The organism is Agrococcus jejuensis, assembly GCF_007679035.1.
Classification (GTDB): Bacteria; Actinomycetota; Actinomycetes; order Actinomycetales; family Microbacteriaceae; genus Agrococcus; species Agrococcus jejuensis_A.
Map to the genome: position 1 here is coordinate 467,390 of NZ_VEFR01000002.1, position 20,571 is coordinate 487,960.

Consider the following 20,571-nt stretch of genomic DNA (forward strand, 5'->3'; position numbering starts at 1 on the left):
CTCGGTAACGCGGGTTAGTCGATGAAGACGGAGTTAGACCATGAGCGACCACGACGCACGGGCGACCAGCGCCACCACGCGCCGCCGTGCCGTGACGATGGCCGACATCGCCCGCGCCGCAGGCGTCAGCCGCACCGCCGTCTCCTTTGCCCTCAACGGCACCGACGCCGCGATCCCCGACGCCACGCGCCACCGCATCCAGGCCGTCGCCGCCGACCTCGGCTACCGCCCGAACGCCGCCGCCCGCGCGCTCGCCAACCAGCGCACCGGCTGGTTCGGCCTCGTCACCGAGATCGTCACGGCCCCCTTCGCCGTCGACATCGTGAAGGGCGCGCAGGCACGCGCCTGGGAGTCCGGCAGCTTCCTGCTCATCGCCCCCAGCGAGGAGGAGCAGGCGATGGAGACGCTCGCGATCGAGAAGCTGCTCGAGCAGCGCGTCGAGGGCATCATCATCGCCGCCACCTGGCACCGCGGCATCCGCGTGCCCGCCAACGCACACGACGTGCCGTGCGTGCTCGTGAACTGCTTCGACCTCGACGGTCGCCTGCCGAGCATCGTGCCCGACGAGCGCGCCGGCGGGCGCACCGCAGCCCGGTCGCTGCTCGAGGCCGGCCACGAGCGCATCGGCCACATCACCCTCTCCCCCGGCATCGCCGCGACCCTCGGCCGCCTCGAGGGCCTGCGCGACGCGATGCGCGATGCCGGTCTCGAGCTCGACGAGACCCTGGTCGAGCCCAGCGACGGCAACGCCGACGGCGGCTACGAGGCCGCCTGCCGCCTGCTCGACCACCCGAACCCGCCCACCGCGATCTTCTGCGGCAACGACCGCGTCGCCATGGGCGCGTACGACGCCATCAAGGAGCGCGGCCTGCGCATCCCCGAGGACATCTCGGTCGTCGGCTTCGACGACCAGGAGATCCTCGCAGGCTACCTGCGGCCGGGCCTCACGACCGTCGCCCTCCCCTTCGAGGAGATGGGCGCCGCCGGGGTGAGCATGCTCGCCTCGCTGGCAGCGGGCGAGACGATCGACGACCCACGGGTCGAGATCGCCTGCCCGCTGCGCTCGCGCTCGTCCATCGGCATGCGACGCCGGTGATCGAGCGAATCCCCACCGAAGCGAACTCCACGAACGCCAGAGAGAGAACACCATGACCCTACCCATCAGGCGGCGCGCCGTCACCGTGCTCGGCATCGGCGCCGCAGCCGCCATCGCGCTCTCGGGCTGCACCGCATCCGGCACCGGCGCCGGATCCGGCGAGGCCATGCTCACGATCCCCCGCGAGGACATGGGCACCTTCAGCCAGAACTTCAACCCGTTCTCGCCGACCGCAGCGCCCATGACGCAGCAGGCGATCTACGAGTCGATGCTCGTCTACAACCCCGCGAACGGCGAGACCGTGCCGTGGCTCGCCGAGTCGTGGGAGACGAGCGCCGACGGCCTCACCCAGACCTTCGACCTGCGTGACGACGTCAGCTGGTCCGACGGCGAGGCGTTCACGGCCGACGACGTCGTGTTCACCTTCGGTCTGCAGCGCGAGCTGCTCGGCGGCTTCGACTACCTCGCCGACGTGCAGGCGGTCGACGACGACACCGTGCAGTTCACCCTCGCGAGCGCGTTCAGCCCCGCGCTGTTCGAGCTCGGCCAGCAGATCCTCGTGCCCGAGCACGTGTGGGCGCAGCAGGACGACCCGGCCAACTTCGAGAACCCCGAGCCCGTCGGCACCGGCCCCTACACCGAGGTGTCGAACTTCCAGGCGCAGTCGTTCGACCTGCTGCCCAACCCCGACTACTGGCAGGACGACGCGCAGCACATCGCGGGCATCCGCATGCTCGCCTTCGCAGGCAACGACGGCGCGAACCTCGCCGCCATCAACGGCGACGTCGACTGGGCACCGCAGTACATCCCCAACATCCAGACCGCGTTCATCGACCGCGACCCCGAGCAGCGCCACTACTGGTTCCCGCCCACCGGCGCGATGATCAACTGGCAGCTCAACACGACGCTGCCGATGTTCTCGGATGCGCGGGTGCGGCAGGCGCTGTCGATGGCGCTCGACCGCGAGCAGATCGTCGACGTCGGCATGTCGGGCTACACGACGGCTGCCGACTGCACCGGCCTGTCGGGCGCGTACGACGCGTGGCGCGACGACGCGATCGTCGACGCCTGCGACTGGACGACGCTCGACCTCGACGCCGCCGGCGCCCTGCTCGACGAGGCCGGCTACGTCGCCGGCGCCGACGGGCAGCGCACGACCCCCGACGGGCAGCCGTTCGCGTTCGACATCTCCGTGGGCTCCACCTCGAGCGACTGGCTGTCGGTGGCGAACATCATCGCCCAGAACCTCGGCGAGCTCGGCATCGAGGCGAGCGTCGACTCCCCCGACTGGGCCTCGGTCGTCGCCGGCTACGAGACCGGCGAGTTCGAGACCGGCATCGTGTGGAGCGCCGCAGCCCCCACGCCGTACCAGTTCTATCGGAACGTCATGTCGACGGAGTCCGTGAAGCCGGTGGGCGAGCAGACCTTCGACAACTACCACCGGTTCGGCACCCCCGAGGCCGATGCGCTGCTCGCCGACTTCGCCGCCGCGAGCGACGGCGCCGGCCAGAGCGCCGCGATCGACGGCCTGCAGCAGCTGTTCGCCGACGAGGCACCCGTCGTGCCGCTGTTCTCGGGCCCCGAGTGGGGCGCGTACACGACCGAGCGCTTCACGGGCTGGCCGACCGAGGACGACCCGTACGCCACCCTCTCGACGCGCGCACCCACCACGGTGCTCGTGCTCACCACGCTGCAGCCCGTCGAGGGCTGACTCTCGCTGATCGGGCAGCAGTGGCTCGCCGCACGGCGTGTCGGGAACCACTGCTGCCCAATCGGGTCCCAATGCTGCCCAATCACCACACTCCGTGAGGAGCACGTCATGCGCTTCATCCTCCGCAGGATCGGGTTCTACCTGCTGGCCTTCTGGGTCTCGATCACGCTGAACTTCCTGCTGCCCAGGCTCATGCCCGGCGACCCCGTCACGCGCATGCTCTCCCGCTCGCAGCAGCGGCTCGAGCCGCAGCAGATCGAGGCGCTGCAGCAGATGCTCGGCGTCAACGGCGGGCCCTGGTGGCAGGAGTACCCCGACTACCTGCGGCGCGTGCTCACCGGCGACTTCGGCGTCTCCATCTCGCGCTTCCCCACGCCCGTGACCGAGGTCATCGCGCAGCAGCTGCCGTGGACGCTGCTGCTCGGCGGCGTCTCGCTCGTCATCGCCGTCGTGCTCGGCAACCTGCTGGGCATCCTCGCCGCATGGCGTCGCGGCGGCCTGCTCGACTCCGTCGCACCGCCGCTGCTCGTCTTCATCGGCTCGTTCCCCTACTTCTGGCTCGCGATGGGAGCCCTCTACCTCTTCGGCGTCATGCTCGGTTGGGCACCGCTGCGCCACGCGTTCAGCGTCGGTCTCACCCCCTCGTGGGATCCGACGTTCATCGGCGACGTCGCCGCGCACCTCGTGCTGCCCGCGCTGTCGATCGTGCTCGTCTCGATCGGCGGATGGATGCTCGGCATGCGCAACACGATGATCGCCACGAACGCCGAGGACTACATCCTCATGGCGGAGGCGAAGGGCCTCAGCCCCTCGCGCATCATGCTGCGCTACGGCGCCCGCAACGCGCTGCTGCCGAGCGTCACCTCCATCGGCATGAGCATCGGCTTCATCGTCGGCGGCGCCCTGCTCACCGAGGTCGTCTTCGCCTACCCCGGCGTCGGCTACCAGCTGCTCGCCGCCGTGCAGGGGCTCGACTACCCGCTCATGCAGGGCCTCTTCCTCACGATCACCGCCGCCGTGCTGCTGGCGAACCTGCTCGTCGACCTCGTCTACGTCCGCCTCGACCCGCGCGTGCGCGTGGCCTGAGAGGAGCCCACCCATGTCGATCCAGAGCCCCGAGTCGCTCGCCCACGCCGCCGCCGTGCGCGACGCCGCCGAGCCGCCCAGCACCCGCTCCATCGCCACGCGCCCGCCCGAGCGGCGACCGAGGGCGCGCGGTCGGCAGCTGCTGCGCCTGCTGCGCGCGCTCTCGCGCAACGGCAAGGCCGTCGCCGGCCTCGTCATCCTGCTCGTGTTCGTCGCCCTCGCGCTCGCCGCACCGTTGCTCTTCCCCGGCGACCCGTCGCGCATCGGCTCGGGCGGCGCGACGCCGCCGAGCGCCGAGCACCTGCTGGGCACGACCGCCAAGGGGCAGGACGTGCTGGCCCTCACCATCTGGGGCGCCCGGTCGAGCCTGCTCGTCGGCTTCGTCGCCGGCGTGCTCTCGACGATCGTCGGCATCGTCGTGGGCCTCACGAGCGCGTTCTTCGGCAAGCGCGTCGACGACGCCCTCTCGCTCGTCACCAACGTCTTCCTGCTCATCCCCGGCCTGCCGCTGCTCGTGCTGCTCGCCGCCTTCCTGCCCGCCGGCCTCGGCACGGTCATCGCCGTGCTCGTGATCACCGGATGGGCGGGCAGCGCCCGCGTGCTGCGCGCGCAGGGGATGTCGATCCGCGGCAAGGACTACGTCGGCGCCGCCATCACCTCCGGCGAGCGCCCACTGCGCATCATGCTGCGCGAGATGCTGCCGAACATGGCGTCGATCGTCATGACGACGCTGCTCGCCTGCGTCATCGGCGCGATCGGCGCACAGGCGGGCCTCGAGTTCCTCGGCCTCGGCGACGCGAACACGCTGTCGTGGGGCACGAACCTCTTCTGGGCCTCGAGCGACGGCGCGCTCATGATCGGCCAGTGGTGGATCTTCGTGCCGTCGGGCCTCGCCATCGCGCTCGTCGCCTTCGCGCTCGCGCTGTGCAACTACGCGGTCGACGAGGTCACGAACCCCCGCCTCCGCCGTCCGCGCACCGCGCGCTCGGCCACCGCCCCCACGACCGTCGCCAGGAAGGAGGACGCCCGATGAGCGTGCTCGAGGTGCAGGACCTGACGGTGGAGTACGTCAGCGACGAACGCTCGGTGCGCGGCGCCGACCGCGTCTCGTTCTCGATCGAGCAGGGCGAGATCCTCGGTCTGGCCGGCGAGTCCGGCTGCGGCAAGTCGACGTGCGCCAACGCCATCATGCGGCTGCTCAAGGAGCCGGCGCGCATCACCGGCGGCAGCATCCGCTTCGACGGGCACGACGTGCTCGACATGGATGCGGCCCGCCTGCGGCAGTGGCGGTGGCGCGAGGTCGCGATGGTGTTCCAGTCGGCGATGAGCTCGCTGAACCCCGTCATGCGCATCGGCGACCAGCTCGTCGACACGCTGCGCGCCCACGAGCGCATCTCGAGGGCGGATGCGTGGCGTCGCGCCGGCGAGCTGCTCGCGATGGTGCGCATCGACGCCGACCGGCTGCGCGCCTACCCGCACCAGCTCTCGGGCGGGCAGCGGCAGCGCGTCGTCATCGCGATGGCGTGCGCGCTGCGGCCGCGGCTGCTCATCCTCGACGAGCCGACGACGGCGCTCGACGTCGTCGTGCAGCAGGAGATCCTGCAGCAGATCCGCGAGCTGCAGCGCGAGCTCGACTTCGCGGTGCTGTTCATCACGCACGACATGTCGCTCATGCTCGAGCTCTCCGACCGCATCGGCATCATGGTCGCCGGCCGCATCGTCGAGCTCGCGCCCGCCGCGACGATCCGCGACGACGCGCGCCACCCGTACACGCGGGCGCTCATGGGCGCCTTCCCGCCCATCTCCGGGCCCCGCACGCGCCTGTCGGGCCTCGCGGAGGGCGTGCGCTTCACCGACGTGCCCGACCTCGTCGAGGTCGCGCCCGGCCATCTCGTCGCGCCCGGCGGCGCACCCATCCAGGAGGAGGCGGCATGAGCGCCATCGCAGACGCCCCGGTCGACGCGCAGACGCCCGCGCTGCGCATCCGCGGCCTGTCGAAGCGGTTCGGCGGATCGGGCCTCCTGGGCAGGCGCGGCGGCGTCGAGGCGCTGCGCGACGTCGACCTGGCGATCGGTCGCGGCGAGATCGTCGCGCTCGTGGGCGAGTCCGGCTCGGGCAAGTCGACGCTCGCGCGCTGCGTCGCACGGCTCGAGCAGCCCACTACCGGCGCCATCGAGCTCGACGGCGTCGACGTGCTGCGCACCGAGCGCCGCGGCGCCTCCCGCGGCTACCGCCGCCGCGTGCAGATGGTGTTCCAGGATCCGTTCGGCTCGCTGAACCCGGCGCACCGCGTCGAGGCGGTGCTCGAGCGCGTGCTGCGGCTGCACGGCACCGGCGGCGACGACGTGCACGAGCGGTGCGCGACCCTCGTCGAGTCGGTGGGCCTCGATCGGGCCGTGCTCAGCGCCTTCCCGCACGAGCTCTCGGGCGGGCAGCGGCAGCGCATCGCGATCGCGCGCGTGCTCGCGGTCGAGCCCGACGTCATCCTCGCCGACGAGCCCACGTCGATGCTCGACGTGTCGGTGCGCATCGGCGTGCTCAACCTGCTGTCGAGGCTGCGCGACGAGCGCGGCATCGCGGTGCTCTACGTCACGCACGACCTCGCGTCGGCGCGCTACCTCGCCGACCGCATCGTCGTCATGCATCGCGGGCGTCTCGTCGAGGGCGGCGAGTCGATGGCGCTGCTCGCGCAGCCCGCGCATCCCTACACGCGACTGCTCGTGGGCGCCGTGCCCGACCCCGCGCGCGCCGGCGCTCCCGACGGCGACGCCCGTGAGCGCCTGCGCGGCGAGATCGCCGCGTGGACGAGCGCACCCGACCTCGAGCGTCGCACCGTCGACGCCGAGCACGACCACTGGGTGCTCGCACCCGCCGATCACGACACGCACGCCGCGGCCTCGCCCGCGGCATCGGCGAGCTCCACGGGCTCGCCCCTGGAGGAGCAGCCATGACCGACACGACCCTTCGCGCCGACGCGCTGCTCGAGGCGGCGCGCGCCGACCGGCTGCGCCCGACCTTCCACGTCACCGCGCCTGCGGGATGGCTCAACGACCCCAACGGCGTCGCGCAGGTCGCCGGCACGCACCACCTCTTCTACCAGCACAACCCCGACGGGGCCGTGCACCACCGCATCCACTGGGCGCACGCCGTGAGCGACGACCTCGTGCACTGGCGCGACGCGCCCATCGCGCTGCGACCCGGCGACGGCGCCGACGACGACGGCTGCTGGTCGGGCGTGCTCGTCGACGACGACGGCACGCCGACCATCGTCTACTCGGGCCGGTCGGGCACGCAGGAGCTGCCGTGCGTGGCCGTCGGCTCGGCCGACCTCGAGCGGTGGACGCCGTTGCCGCAGCCGGTGATCACGGCGCCGCCCGCCGGCGACCTCACCGCCTACCGCGACCACTGCGTGTGGCGCGAGGGCGGCACGTGGCGGCAGCTCGTCGGCTCCGGCGTGCGCGGCGAGGGCGGCTGCGCCTTCCTCTACGAGTCCGACGACCTGCGCGACTGGCGGCTGCTCGGCTCCCTCGCCACCCTGCCCGCCGGCATCCCCGACCTCGACGATCCCGACTGGACCGGCACGATGTGGGAGTGCGTCGACCTCTTCCGGCTGCTGCCGGGCGACGACGCCGGCACCGCCGCGACCGGGGCCCCCGACGGCACGAGCGGCGACCTGCACGCCCTCGTCTTCTCGGCATGGCACGAGGGCGCCACGCTCCAGCCGCTCGTCGCGCTCGGCCGCTACGACGGCGCCCACCTGAGGATCGAGCGCGTGCAGCGCCTCGACCTCGGCAGGCGGCACGCGTACGCGCCGCAGACGTACCGCGACGAGGCCGGCCGTCGCATCCTCTGGTCGTGGATGCAGGAGGGCCGCACCGACGAGGCGATGCAGGAGGCCGGCTGGTCGGGCGCGATGGCCCTGCCCCGCACGCTGTGGCTCGACCACGACGGCATCGTGCGGCAGGAGCCCGTGCCCGAGCTCGCGGTGCTGCGGGGCGAGCCGCTCGCCGACTGGTCGGGCGACGCGCTCGACGTCGAGGTGGATGCGGTCGTCGGCGAGGGCGAGCGCCTGGCGCTCGACGTGCTCGCGACCGACGACGGCGCCGAGGCGACGACCGTCGTCGTCGAGCGCGTCGACGGCGCGCTGCGGCTCATCCTCGACCGATCCCGCGCATCCGCCGACGCGACGACCGATCGGTCGACGCTGCGCGGGCCCGTGCCGACGCGGGCCGGCGACGGCGACGTCGTGCGACTGCGCGTGGTCGTCGACCGCTCGTCGGTCGAGGCGTTCTGCGAGGGCATCGCGCTGACCGCGCGCGTGTACCCGACGCGCACCGACGCGACGCGCGCCCGCATCGGCGGCGACGCGAGCGTCGCGCGAGCGATCGCCTGGCCGATGGCGGGCGCCGAGCAGCCGGAGCGCGAGCTGCGGCGATGACCGGGGGCCACCGCCCCACCGAGCACGACCGACCGTCCGCAGCGTCGCGGACGCACCCCGAGGAGGAGCGATGGAGCTCGACCACCTGTCCAGACGGAGCATGCTGATGGGCGCGACGGGCGCCGTGCTCGGCGGCATCGCCACGAGCGCGTCGGGCTTGAGCGCCACCGCGGAGCAGGCGCACCGCGGCGGCCATGGGCCGCACGGCCCCCAGGGCGCCGGCGCGACCGGCGCCACGTACCGCCCCGCGTACCACCTCAGCGTGCCGCGGGCGTGGAAGAACGACCCGCAGCGGCCCATCCGCGTCGGCGACGACTACCTGTACTACTACCTCGCCAACGAGGACTACCTCGAGGGCGGCGGCGGCACCGCCTGGCGGCTCGCGACGACGCGCGACCACGTGCGCTTCGACGATCAGGGCATCGCGATCCCCAAGCTCACGAATGCCAACGGGGACTGCTGGTCGGGCTCCGTCGTCGTCGACGAGGCGAACACCGCCGGCTACGGCGCCGGCGCCGTCGTCGCCATCCTCACGCAGGCGCCGAACGGCGTGCAGGCGCAGTACCTGTGGGTCTCGACCGACGGCGGCCGCACCTTCCAGCCCGGCCCCGCCGCGCCCGTGCTGCCGAACCCCGGCGTGCACGACTTCCGCGACCCGAAGGTCGTGCGCGACGACGACCGCGACCGCTGGTGCCTGCTGAACGCCGAGGGCGACCGCATCGGCATCTACGCATCCACCGACCTGCACGCGTGGACGCGCGTCGGCGAGCACGTCGTCGCAGGCCTGGGGCTCGTGGAGTGCCCCGACCTGTTCCGCATGCGCGCGAGCGACGGGACGCGCCACTGGGTGCTCGGCACGAGCGCCAACGGCAAGGCCCGCGGGCTGCCCGCGACCTACGCGTACTGGGTCGGCCACTTCGACGGCGCGACGTTCACGACCGCGCAGGCCGAGCCGCGCTGGCTCGACCACGGCTTCGACTTCTACGGCGCCGTCACCTACGACGCCCACGACGCCTCGGGTGCCGTCGACGAGACGCTGCGGCGCGCGATCGGCTGGGCGAACTTCTGGGACTACCCGCACAACGCCCCGTCGCTCGTCACCGACGCGTACAACGGCGACGACATGATCGTGCGCGAGCTGCGCCTGCACCCCCGCGGCGGCGCATACGTCATCGCATCGCAGCCGCCCGCAGCCCTCGCAGACCACGTCGTGCGCACGCATGCGCTCGGCGACGTCGTCGTCGACGGCACGCTCGACCTCGACGTGCGCGCGGTCGCCTACGAGCTGCGCTGCCAGGTGCGGTGGGATGTCGCGAACCCGCCAGCGAACGTCGGCGTCGAGGTGCGACGCGCGCCGGGAGGCGGCCGGCACGTCGCCCTGGGCGCGACCCTCGAGCACCGCTACGCCTACGTCAACCGTCGCCCGACGTTCAACCCGACGGGCGGCGAGAGCCAGACGCCCATCGACCCCGGCTCGGGCACGCTGCCGATGCGGGTGCTCGTCGACCGTGCGAGCGTCGAGCTCTTCGTCGGCGACGGCAGCGAGGTGCACTCGCATCGCGTGTTCCCGCTGCCCGGCGACGACCGCATCCGCCTCTACGCGCACGGCGGCAGCGCGACGTTCGCGACCCTCGAGGTGGTGGAGTTGCGTGTCGACTGACCGGATGCCCGCGTTCGACGCGTGCGTCGTCGGCGAGGCGATCATGGACGTGCTCGTCGACGACGGCGTGCGCACCGAGCGACCCGGCGGCAGCCCCGCCAACGTGGCGCTCGGACTCGGACGTCTCGGGCGGCGGGTCGCGCTGCGCACGCAGCTCGGCCCCGACGCGCACGGCGGCGCCATCGCGGCGCACCTCGCGGCGAGCGACGTGCACGTGCTGCCGTCGTCGTTCGACGCCGACCGCACCTCGACCGCCATCGCGACGATCGGCGCGGATGGCAGCGCCGACTACGCGTTCGACGTGACGTGGACGGTCGATCGCATCGAGGCCGTCGCAGCGACGGTGCTGCACGTCGGCTCCGTCGGGGCGTTCCTCGCGCCGGGCGGTCGCGTCGTCGAGCAGGCGGTGCGCACCTCGGCGGCCCGCTGGATCACGCTCGACCCCAACGTGCGGCCCTCGCTGCTGCCCGACCGAGCCGCAGCATCCGCGACCTTCGCCCGGCTCGCCGCGACCGCCGACGTCGTGAAGCTCTCGGACGAGGACGCCGCATGGCTGCTGCCCGACCTCGACGCCGACGCCGTGCTCGACGCGATCGGCGCCATGGGCCCCTCGCTCGTGGTGCTGACCTGCGGTGCCGACGGCGCGAGCCTCGCGGCGGGGACCGCCCGAGCGCGGGTCGCGAGCGCCACGACGGATGCCGTCGACACCATCGGCGCCGGCGACACGTGCATGGCCGCTCTCATCGACGGGCTGCTGGCGCTCGACCGCATCCCCGACGGCGCGTCCGAGCTGCGCGACCTGGGCGAGCGAGCCATGGCGGCAGCGGCGATCACGGTCGGGCGTCGCGGCGCCGATCTGCCCTGGGCTGCCGAGCTCGTCTGACGACCACCCGTCGTCGGGCTGGCCGACGAGGACGATCGCGCGAGCTCGACCGCCGCGCCCCGGCGGACGCGGCGGCTGAATCGCACCGAGCGCCGCTCAGCGCGCCGACGAGCGACGGCGCACCGCCGCGCCGCCGAGCACGAGCGCGGCGCCGGCGAGCAGCATCGGCAGGAGCAGCAGCTCGACGCCGGTGCGCGGCAGCCCATCGGACCCGGCCGCAGCCTGCGGCGCCGATGCGACCGGTGCGGGTGCGACGGCACTGGTGGGCGGATCGACCACGGGCGGCGTGACGATCGGCGCGGCGATCGACACAGGGGTGCGGACGGTCTGCGTCTCGGCGCCCGCGGCCTCGAGGCGCACGACGATCTCGTGCGCGCCGGGCTCGACGCCCGCCGGGATCGTCACCGACATCGCGAGCACGCCGTCGGCATCCACGACGCCGCGGCCGAGCTCGATGGGCGTCGAATGCAGCTCGACGACGGCGACCGCGCCGACCGGCAGCCCGGCGGCGCGCACGTCGACGACGTCTCCCGCACGCAGCGTCGAGCCCTCCAGCGCGGAGCCATCTGGACCGAGCAGGATCGGCGCGAAGCGGAAGGGCTCGGCCACCACCGCGGCGGCAGCGCCGACGCCGTTCGCGTTCACGGCCGCGACCGACAGCGCGACGGGCACGCCGTTGGTCAGGCCCGACACGATCGCCGAGGTGCCGTCGGCACCCATCGCGACGCCGGCGGGCACGACCGCGCCATCGATCGTCGCCGTCACGACGTGGTCGACGATCGGCGAGCCGCCGTCGAAGGCCGGGGCGTCCCAGTGCAGCGTCACGACGCCGTCGCCGACGGTCGCAGCCAGCGCCTCGACCGCATCCGAGACCCTGCTCGGCGTCGCCGTGACGACGTCGCTCCATGCGCCGGCGCCCGCGACGTTGACCGCCGCGACTCGGAACTCGTAGGCGGTGCCGTCGGCGAGGTCGGAGACGAGGGCGCCGGTCGCCGACGACTGCTCGAGCCCGGCCGGCGTCGTCCACTCCTGCGTGCCCGCGATCCGATGCTCGACGGCCCACGACAGGATGCGCGCGCCGCCGTCGCTCGCCGGAGCCGACCACGTCAGCGTCACCGCACCCGCGCTCGCCGCCGCCTCGAGCGTCGCGGGTGCATCGGGCACCGACCGTGGCGTCGCAGAGGCGGTCGCGCTCCACGCACCCGCGGCGGCTGCGTTCACGGCCGCGACCCGCACCTCGTACTCGAGTCCGTCGACGAGTCCGGAGACCACCGCGGTCGTGCCATCGCGATCGACCGACGCCGGCGCGACCCAGCGCGGCTGGCCGTCGTCGTCGAGATCGCCGACGACGTGGAGCTCGAGCGCGTAGTCGGTGATCTCGGCACCGCCGTCCCAGGCGGGCGCATCCCACTCGACGGCGATCGCCTGGGATGCCGGCACGGCCACGACACCCGTCGGCGCATCCGGCACCGTGCGCGGCACGACGGTGACTGCCTCCGACGAGAGACCGCGACCGGCCTCGGTGACCGCGGCGACGCGCACCTCGTACGCGGTGCCGTTCTCGAGCGACGCGATGCTCGCCGACGTGGACGCGACCGGCTCGAGCGCCGTCCACTCCGTGGTGCCGACCTCGCGGTGCTCGACGACGTAGCCGGTGATCGCAGCGCCGCCGTCGAACGCGGGAGCCGACCACGTCACGCCGACGCTGCCCGAACCGGGCGTCGCGACGATGGACGTCGGAGCGTCAGGCGCACGACGCGGCGTGAACGTCTCGACGGCGCTGAAGGCACCGTCGCCTCCGCCGGTCACGGCGTGGACGCGCACCTCGTACGTCACGCCGTCGACGAGGTTGGACAGGAACGCCAACCTCTGCGACCCCGGCACCCGGTCCATGATCGACCAGTCGCCGCCCGGCGCGCGGAGCTCGACGACGTACCAGTCGATCGGCAGGCCGCCGCCATCGGGCGCGGTCCACGTCAGCACCGCGCCGCCCGCATGCGGAGCGACGGACTGCCAGGTGGGCGCCGCCGCGAGCGTGTGCGGGATCGCCGTGACGACCGTGCTCCACGGGCCGGTGCCGACCTCGTTGGTCGCCGCGACCCGCAGCTCGACCCTCGTGCCGTTGGCGATGTCGCCGAGCACGAGCTCCGTGCCCGCGACGCTCGAGACATCCGTCCACTCGCCGCCTGCGATGCGCTGCTGCACGAGGTAGCCGATCACGTCGACGCCGCCGTCGTCGGTCGGCGCCGCCCACGTCAGGGCGATGGATCGGTCGCCGCCCACCGCGACGACGTCGATGGGCTGGCCGGGCACGGCAAGGGGCGTCGCCGTCACGGTGGCGAACGCGCCGAGGCCGAGGTCGTTGCGGGCGGCGACGCGCACTTGCACCTCGACGCCGTTGGCGAGGTCCGTGATCCACGCGTACGTGCCGTCGATCGCTTCCTCGGGCAGGTCGATCCACGCGCCCGCGCCGACGCGGTATTGCACGAGGTACGAGGTGATCGCCGAGCCACCGTCCTCCGCCGGCGCCATCCACGCGACGTCGATGGTGCCGTCGCCCGGGTTGGTCTCGAGCCCGGTCGGCGCATCCGGCTGGCGCATCGGCTGCACCGACACGGAGGTCGACGGCTGGCCGAGCCCCGAGATGTTCTGCGCGCGCACACGCAGCTGCGAGACCTCGCCGAGCGGCAGCCCGGTGACGTACGTGCCGACCCGGCTGCCCGGAACGGTGGCGTGCTGCACCCAGACGCCGCCGACGAGGCGCTCGACGACGTACTGCTGCACGGGCGTGCCGTATGCGTCGAACGGAGCGACCCAGTCGAGCCGCACGGTGTCGAGGGTCGTGGAGGCCACGAGCCCGGTGGGCGCGCCCGGTGTCGCCGGCACGTAGACGCTGCCGTACTGGCTGAACGGACCCTGTCCCGCGGCGTTCACCGCCGCGACGCGGAACTGGTGGGTCATGCCGAGCGAGACGGGGACGAGGATCGACGTCCCAGCGGCGGGGGCGACGGTGATCGTCCCGCCCTGCATGGGCTGGACCACGTAGTGCTGCAGCGGGGCGCCGTTGAGCGCGGGCTGCTGCCAGGTTACGCGCACCACGCCCGACGACTCCATGACCACGGTGGGCGCGGCAGGCGCGGACGGCGCCGTGACCCGAGTGGCGTCGACGCTCGTCTCGGGTCCCTGGCCGTACTGGTTGACCGCGGCGACCCAGATGCGTACCGTCTCGCCCGGCGCGAGCGGGAAGGCGAACGACGTCGAGTTCCTCGGCTGCGAGGGTCCGTTACCGGCGCGCACGACATAGGTGACGGGTGCGCCACCGGACTGGATCGGCGGCGACCAGGTGGCCACCACGCTGGTGCCCTCCTGTCGAACCGCGAGGTCGCGCACGCTGCCCGGTGCCGTGCCGTCGACCACGATGCTCGCGGCGAAGGTCGCGATGCCGTTCTGGTTCGAGGCCTCGACCGTGAAGTCGTAGCGGCCCACCACCGACGGCTGGCCGGCGATGATGCCGTCGGACGACAGGCTGACGCCCGGCGGCAGCGAGCCGGACGCCACGCGGACGGTAGGCCTCGGCGTGCCCCCGAGACCGAGCATCGCCGTGTAGTACTGACCGACGATCGCCCGCGGCAGCGTGCCTGAGACCCCGGGCGGGGTGCCCGGATCGACGTAGGTGCGGAAGACGAGATCGTCGCCCCCGCCGGAGATCCCGCCCGGATAGTTCTCGTTCGTCGAGAACCGGACGATGCCGGACCCGGAGCCGGTGAACGTGACCATGTAGGTCGAGCCGGCCCGGACGGTCGGCGGCTGCGAGATCGGGATGTGCAGCCAGCCGGTGCTCAGCACCTGCGCGGATCCCGACCCTGCGATCGGCGCCGAGCCACCGACGGCCGAGAGCGTGGCCGTGATGGTGGTGCCCGGTGCGGCGATCTCGTAGACGTCGAAGTCGACGGCGTCGAGCAGGCCCGTGCGGCCGGCGGTGAAGGTCTGCGTCTCCTCGAACGGGACCTCGGCGTCGAAGACGAAGTCGACGGCGGACCGTGGGTTCTGCTGATCGATCGTGCTCGCCGCCTGCGCGGCGGGCGCTGGCGCGAGCACCAGGCCGCCGAGCGCGACCGCGACGGCGGAAGCGCCGGCCAGCAGGCTGCGGAGGGTGCGGACGGATGCGGTGCGGGCTGCGTGTGCCATGGGTCGCCTTCGGCATGGAGCGCCGACCGGGCCGCTGCGGCAGATGAATCTCGCTCAGGATAGGTCGAGGGATCCTCGTTCGCCTAGCCACGCCGAGGAGATGGCTCGAGCTGGGTGCCTCGCAGCGGCATCCCGACCCGGCCGGCGGCCCCGTCGGACGACGTCGCGTCGGGCGGACGCCTGCGTCTGCAGTCGTGCCGCACCCGCCGGATCGAGGGATCGGGCGGGCGCGGCACGCATCACCGTCGCGCGGACCGCCTGCGCGCAGCGGCGCCCACGAGGAGCAGCGCGGCGCCCAGCAGCAGCATCGGCAGCAGCGTGTCGAGGCCGGTGCGCGGCAGCTGCCCCGCACCGCCTGCCGAGGGAGCCGCTGCTGCGGGCGCGACGGCGACCGGCGCGGGCGCGACGGGCGCGATCGCCGGGGGCTGCACGACGGGCGGCTCGACCACGGGCGGCGTCACGATCGGAGCGGCGATCGTGACGGGCACGCGGATGGGCGCGACCTCGGCTCCGGCGTCGAGGAGGCGCACGACGATCTCGTGCTCCCCCGGCGTCACGCCCTCCGGGATCGTCACGGTCACCGCGAGGTCGCCGTTCGCGTCGACGATGCCCCGACCGAGCACGATGGGCGTCGAGTGCAGCTCGACGACGGCCTCGGCGCCGGCCGGCAGATCCGACGCGCGGACCACGAGCTCGTCGCCTGCGCGCAGCGTGGAGCCGTCGACCTCCGAGCCGTCCGGCCCGAGGATCGTCGGCACGAACGCGAACGGCGTCGTGGAGACTCCCGCGGCAGTGCCCCAGCCGTTCGCGTTCACGGCGACCACCGTGAGCACGATCGGCGTGCCGTTCTCGAGCCCCGTGACGACCGCGGTGGTGCCGTCGACGACGACCTGCGGCAGCACCGGCGTCCCCAGCTCGGTCGAGACCAGGACGCGGTACTCGAGCACCGGCGTGCCGCCGTCCCACTGCGGCGCATCCCACGACAGCTCCACCCGACGATCGCCGGGCGTCGCAGCCAGGCCCTGCACGGCGTCCGCGAGCCCTGTCGGCGTTGCCGACGCCACTGCGCTCCACGGTCCCGTGCCCGCGGCGTTGATGGCCGCGACGCGGAACTCGTACGCGGTGCCGTCGTCGAGCCCGAGCACGGTGACGAGGTTCTGCGTGCCCTCGGTGTCGGTCGGCGTGGTCCACGCGTCGTCGCCGACGACGCGGTGCTCGATCGCCCAGCCCTCGATCGCCGCGCCGCCGTCGGAGACGGGCGGCGCCCACGTCAGCTGCACGCGGCCGCTGCTCGGGAAGGCCAGGAGATCGACGGGCGCTCCGGGCAGCGAGCGCGGCGTCGTGCTGGCCGGCTCGCTCCAGGCGCCCTGCCCGGCGACGGTGACCGCGGCGATGCGCACGCTGTACGCCGCGCCGTCGACGAGCCCGTCGACGATCGCGGATGCGCCGTCGAACGTCACCGACTCGGGCGCGATCCAGACCGGCTCCTCGAGCTCGGTGCGGTCGCCCCAGCGGTGGATCTCCAGCACGTACCCGCCGAGGGCGGCGCCGCCGTCGAACCCGGGCGCCTCCCACGTCACGGCCATGCCGCCGGAGCGCGGCGACGCGGTCACGGCCGTCGGCGCGTCGGGCACGGTACGCGGCGTCGAGGATGCCTGCACCCACGGGCCGCGTCCGGCCGGGTTGATGGCAGCGACGCGCAGCTCGTAGGCGACGCCGTTCTCGAGCCCCCCGACGCTCGCCGTCGTGCCGTCGAGCGAGACCGCGTTCGACACGATCCACTCGTCGGTGCCCTCGGGTCGCAGCTCGACCGCGTACGACGTGACGTCGGCGCCACCGTCGAAGGTCGGCGCAGACCAGGCGAGCTGCACGGAGGCGTCGCCCGGCGTCGCTGCGAGGGCCGTGGGCGCTTCCGGCAGCGTGAACGGCGTCGCGGAGACGACGTCGCTCGGCGCGCCGAAGCCGGCCGCATTGCCCACGGAGACCCGCACCTCGTACGCCACGCCGTTCGACAGCCCGTCGACGAGCGCACGCCTCCCGCCGTACACGACCACGGGGATCGTGCGCCACGCGCCACCGTCGGCGCGCATCTCGACGCGCCAGGCGTCGATGGCGGCGCCGCCGTCGAATGCGGGCGGTGCCCAGGTGATCCACACGGCAGCATCGCGAGCCTCGACCGAGAGGCCGGTCGGCGCGTCCGGAACGGTCCGCGGCGTCACCGAGACGACCGTGCTCCACGCGCCGACGCCTGCCGCGTTCTGCGCAGCGACGCGCAGCTCGACCGCGACGCCGTTCGCGAGGCCCGAGACCACGACCGAGGCGTCGTCGAACGCGACCTCCACCGGCGCGGCCCACGCGCCGCCTGCGATGCGCTGCTGCACGACGTAGCCCGTCACGGGGTCACCACCGTCGCTCGCGGGTGCTTCGACGTCGAGGGTCACGGCGCCGTCGCCGGGCGTCGCGGATGCGACCGCGGGCGCGTCGGGCACCGTGCGGGGCGTCGCGGAGATCGACGACCACGGGCCGGTGCCACGAGCGTTGATCGCCGCCACGCGCACCGCGACCGACGTGCCGTTCACGAGGCCATCGACGGATGCCGTGGTGCCGACGATGCGGGAGGGCGCCACCGGCGACCACGCGCCGCCCGCGACCTGCACCTCGACGACGTAGCCGGTGATGGCGGCGCCGCCGTCGGCGGGCGCCGTCCACGAGACGTCGACACGACCGTCGCCGGGCACGATCGCGAGCGAGCCCGGCGCATCCGCGACGCGGCTGGGCACGATCGAGGCCTGCGCGGAGGGCGCACCCGTGCCCGCGGCGTTCACGGCGACGACGCGCAGCGTGTGCACCTCGCCGTTCACGAGACCCTCGATGCGCACGGTGGCGCCCGAGACCTGTCCCGGTGCCTCCTGCAGGGTCACCCAGGAGCCGGCCACGAGCCGCTCGACGCGGTAGGCCGTGATGGGCGAGCCGCCGTCGGACGAGGGCGCCGTGAACGCGAGCTGCACGGCGCCGTCGCCGGAGGTCACCGTGCCGAGGGTGGGCGCGGAGGGCAGCGTGATGGGGCGGGCGTAGGCGAGGGCACTGAAGGCGCCCTGGCCCCCCGCGGTGACCGCCGCGACGCGGAACTGGTGGAAGAAGCTGGGCGAGAGCCCGGTGATGAGGGCGCTCGTGCCCGAGACGGCGCTCGCGGGCGCGGTCGTCCACGTGGTGCTGTTGCCGCGGTACTGCACGACGTACGACTGCACGGGCGAGCCTCCCGACTCCGCAGGCGCATGCCATCGCACGGCGATCGCCTGATCGCCCTGCGGCTGGGCGGTGATGCCGAGCGGCTCGGACGGCGGCACGATGTACGTCGCCGTGGCGGTCGCTGCCGGCCCCGTGCCCTCGCTCGTCACGACCGTGACCGAGAACTGCGCGCTCTCACCGAGCCCCAGCTCGTACGCGAGGCTCGTGTCGGTCGTGCGGGAGCTCGGGATGGGCAGGCTCGTCGAGATCTCGTAGTGCTGGAAGGTGCCCGTGCCCATCGATGCGGGCGGGCTCCAGCTCACGACCACCGCGCCGCCGCGATACTCGAATCGCAGGTCCTGCGGTGGAGTCGGCAGCGGGTCGCGCACGGACATCGCCCCCTGGAGGGTGGCCGAGCCACCGACGTTCGTCGCCTCGACGGTGAACGCGAAGTCGCCGACCTGCGTGGGTCGGCCGGAGAGCACGCCCGTCGTCGACAGCGTGATGCCCGGCGGCAGGGCGCCTGCCGAGACGCGCACGGCGGGGGTCGGCGAGCCGGAGACCTGCAGGGTGCTGGCGTAGTCGCGACCGAGGAGCGCATCCGGGGTCGCGCCCTCGATGTGCGGCGCCACGGCCGGCACGAGGTACGTGCGGAAGGAGATGTCGAACGCAGCGGGGTGCAGCGAGCTCGCCGGCCCGTAGCCGTCGTTGTTCGGCACGGTGATGCCCGAGTTCGACGGCCCCACGGAGCGCACCACGATGCGACCCACGGCGCCTGCAGCGATGGGCGACGCCGACGGCAGCTCGACGTGGTTCCATGCCGACGGGGTCGGAGTGATCGTCACGGTGGGTCCGCGCACTCCCGCGACCTCGACCGCGACCGTGACCGTGAGCTGCGATGCAGAGGGGCCGAAGAATGCGCCGAGGTAGACGTCGACCGCGTCGACGGAGCCCGCCGCACCGGCGACGAACTGCTGGGTGATCCCCGAGCCACCCCACATCGAGTAGGTGCCGCGCCCGCCGATCTGCTCGTTGGACTGGTCGACCGCGCCCGCGGCCTGCGCAGGCGCGGCGGGCGCCACGAGCGTCACGCCGGCGAGTGCCGTGGCTGCGGCTGCGACGAGCGCGACGGCTGCGCGGATCCTGCGACGGGGGCGGGCGGGGAGGACGGCGGATGCGGGGGCCATCGGGTGCCTTCGGCTCGTGCGCGAGACCGAGATGCCACGCAAGGAAGTTGAGTCAGGCTCAGCATAGGGGTGCGCATGCGCAGTGCGAGCATGTTCGTCGAGGAATCTTCGACGCATGGCTCGGGCCGCTCCGGCGATCGGTGGCCGACCTGTCGGATGCCTCGCTCTGGGCAGCCGACGAGCCCACTTGCCCGGGCCTCCGGCTTCAGCGGGGCCGGCGGGCGATCACGTGGTCCGTCAGACGAGCCCGTGCCGCACGAACGCGTTCCAGATGCCGTCGTCGAGCACGCCCGTCGTCGACTCCGACGCCCGATCGCGCACCTCGACGACCGCATCCGCCATCGCGATGCCGACCCCGACGACGTCGAACATCTCGACGTCGTTCGACGAGTCGCCGATGCCGATCGCGTCGTCGGCCGTGAAGCCGAGCAGCGGCAGCACCGCCTCGATCGCCGCGCCCTTCGTGACGCCGGCGCGCGACACCTCGCCCGACGCCGAGCCCAGGTGCGGCATCGTGCCCGTGATCACGTGGAAGTCGGGCCCGAGCGCCTTGGAGATGCGGGCGAAGAGACCGAGGTCCTCGCCGATGAACATCGCCTTCGCGATGCCCTCGAGCGGCAGTGGCTCCGTCTGCACGAGCGGACGCACGCGCGGATGCTCGTGCGGCTCGATGCCGTCGAACGTCTCGCCCGCGTGCTCGCGCAGGTAGTCGGCGTAGCGCAGGTGCACGTGCTCGGTCGGGTAGACGCCGTCGTACGCCTGCAGGTAGTAGTCGACGCCGGCATCCTCGAACACCGCGACCATGCGCGCCGTGAGCTCGGCATCCATCGTGCGCTCGAGCACCTGCTCGTCGCCGATCGCCGCGTAGCCGCCGCCCGCCGTGATCGCGCCGTCGAAGCCGATCGCCGCGACGTGCTCGGGCACCTCGCCCGGCGCGCGCCCCGTGGCGAGCAGCACCGTGTGGCCGTTCGCCCGCGCGCGCCGCACCGCCTCGACCGTGGACTCGGCCATGCGCGCCGTGTGGTCCATGATCGTGCCGTCGACGTCGAGGAAGACGACGCGGGCGCCGGATGCGTGCGGCATGGATGCCTCTC

Annotated in this window: 12 protein-coding genes; 9 read left to right on the forward strand and 3 right to left on the reverse strand. The window is 73.5% G+C overall.

Annotated elements, in window-relative coordinates; genetic code table 11:
* Positions 1-40 precede the first annotated feature (40 nt).
* From FS793_RS09000 to FS793_RS09040, 9 genes are all read left to right on the forward strand, one after another.
* Positions 41-1,096, forward strand: a complete 1,056-nt coding sequence (locus tag FS793_RS09000; RefSeq protein WP_144720157.1) for a LacI family DNA-binding transcriptional regulator — start codon at positions 41-43, stop codon at positions 1,094-1,096.
* Positions 1,097-1,148: 52 nt separating this feature from the next.
* On the forward strand, positions 1,149-2,807 hold the full coding sequence (locus FS793_RS09005) for an ABC transporter substrate-binding protein (protein ID WP_144720158.1): 1,659 nt from the start codon (positions 1,149-1,151) through the stop codon (positions 2,805-2,807).
* Between the two features lie 108 nt (positions 2,808-2,915).
* On the forward strand, positions 2,916-3,893 hold the full coding sequence (locus FS793_RS09010) for an ABC transporter permease (RefSeq protein ID WP_144720159.1): 978 nt from the start codon (positions 2,916-2,918) through the stop codon (positions 3,891-3,893).
* Between the two features lie 13 nt (positions 3,894-3,906).
* Positions 3,907-4,926, forward strand: coding sequence for an ABC transporter permease (locus tag FS793_RS09015; RefSeq protein WP_144720160.1), 1,020 nt, complete (start codon positions 3,907-3,909; stop codon positions 4,924-4,926).
* Positions 4,923-5,828: an ABC transporter ATP-binding protein gene (locus FS793_RS09020; protein WP_144720161.1), complete on the forward strand. Its 906-nt coding sequence runs from the start codon at positions 4,923-4,925 to the stop codon at positions 5,826-5,828. Before FS793_RS09015 ends, FS793_RS09020 begins: the two co-directional genes overlap by 4 nt.
* Positions 5,825-6,844, forward strand: coding sequence for an ABC transporter ATP-binding protein (locus FS793_RS09025; protein WP_144720162.1), 1,020 nt, complete (start codon positions 5,825-5,827; stop codon positions 6,842-6,844). Before FS793_RS09020 ends, FS793_RS09025 begins: the two co-directional genes overlap by 4 nt.
* Positions 6,841-8,331 carry a glycoside hydrolase family 32 protein gene (locus FS793_RS09030; protein WP_144720163.1) on the forward strand — a complete coding sequence of 497 codons (1,491 nt, stop codon included), beginning with the start codon at positions 6,841-6,843 and terminating at the stop codon, positions 8,329-8,331. Before FS793_RS09025 ends, FS793_RS09030 begins: the two co-directional genes overlap by 4 nt.
* 106 nt (positions 8,332-8,437) lie before the next feature.
* Positions 8,438-9,991: a glycoside hydrolase family 32 protein gene (locus tag FS793_RS09035; RefSeq protein WP_260980095.1), complete on the forward strand. Its 1,554-nt coding sequence runs from the start codon at positions 8,438-8,440 to the stop codon at positions 9,989-9,991.
* A 4-nt stretch (positions 9,992-9,995) separates the two neighbouring features.
* Positions 9,996-10,874 (forward strand): carbohydrate kinase family protein, encoded by an 879-nt coding sequence (locus FS793_RS09040; RefSeq protein ID WP_144720165.1) that lies wholly within the window; start codon positions 9,996-9,998, stop codon positions 10,872-10,874.
* Between the two features lie 96 nt (positions 10,875-10,970).
* Here FS793_RS09040 and FS793_RS09045 read toward each other — a convergent pair whose 3' ends face one another.
* From FS793_RS09045 to FS793_RS09055, 3 genes are all read right to left on the reverse strand, one after another.
* Positions 10,971-15,062: a fibronectin type III domain-containing protein gene (locus FS793_RS09045; protein ID WP_144720166.1), complete on the reverse strand. Its 4,092-nt coding sequence runs from the start codon at positions 15,060-15,062 to the stop codon at positions 10,971-10,973.
* 239 nt (positions 15,063-15,301) lie between these two features.
* Entirely contained in the window at positions 15,302-19,477 is a 4,176-nt protein-coding gene (locus tag FS793_RS09050; RefSeq protein WP_186329415.1) for a fibronectin type III domain-containing protein, read from the reverse strand.
* 237 nt (positions 19,478-19,714) lie between these two features.
* Positions 19,715-20,560, reverse strand: a complete 846-nt coding sequence (locus FS793_RS09055) for a Cof-type HAD-IIB family hydrolase (protein WP_186329416.1) — start codon at positions 20,558-20,560, stop codon at positions 19,715-19,717.
* Positions 20,561-20,571 lie beyond the last annotated feature (11 nt).

Excerpts from the sequence above, each read along its gene's own strand:
- FS793_RS09000 (WP_144720157.1), top strand. The coding sequence starts at position 41 with ATGAGCGACCACGACGCACGGGCGACCAGCGCCACCACGCGCCGCCGT.
- FS793_RS09005 (WP_144720158.1), top strand. The coding sequence starts at position 1,149 with ATGACCCTACCCATCAGGCGGCGCGCCGTCACCGTGCTCGGCATCGGC.
- FS793_RS09010 (WP_144720159.1), top strand. The coding sequence starts at position 2,916 with ATGCGCTTCATCCTCCGCAGGATCGGGTTCTACCTGCTGGCCTTCTGG.
- FS793_RS09015 (WP_144720160.1), top strand. The coding sequence starts at position 3,907 with ATGTCGATCCAGAGCCCCGAGTCGCTCGCCCACGCCGCCGCCGTGCGC.
- FS793_RS09020 (WP_144720161.1), top strand. The coding sequence starts at position 4,923 with ATGAGCGTGCTCGAGGTGCAGGACCTGACGGTGGAGTACGTCAGCGAC.
- FS793_RS09025 (WP_144720162.1), top strand. The coding sequence starts at position 5,825 with ATGAGCGCCATCGCAGACGCCCCGGTCGACGCGCAGACGCCCGCGCTG.
- FS793_RS09030 (WP_144720163.1), top strand. The coding sequence starts at position 6,841 with ATGACCGACACGACCCTTCGCGCCGACGCGCTGCTCGAGGCGGCGCGC.
- FS793_RS09035 (WP_260980095.1), top strand. The coding sequence starts at position 8,438 with ATGGGCGCGACGGGCGCCGTGCTCGGCGGCATCGCCACGAGCGCGTCG.
- FS793_RS09040 (WP_144720165.1), top strand. The coding sequence starts at position 9,996 with ATGCCCGCGTTCGACGCGTGCGTCGTCGGCGAGGCGATCATGGACGTG.
- FS793_RS09045 (WP_144720166.1), bottom strand. The coding sequence starts at position 15,062 with ATGGCACACGCAGCCCGCACCGCATCCGTCCGCACCCTCCGCAGCCTG.
- FS793_RS09050 (WP_186329415.1), bottom strand. The coding sequence starts at position 19,477 with ATGGCCCCCGCATCCGCCGTCCTCCCCGCCCGCCCCCGTCGCAGGATC.
- FS793_RS09055 (WP_186329416.1), bottom strand. The coding sequence starts at position 20,560 with ATGCCGCACGCATCCGGCGCCCGCGTCGTCTTCCTCGACGTCGACGGC.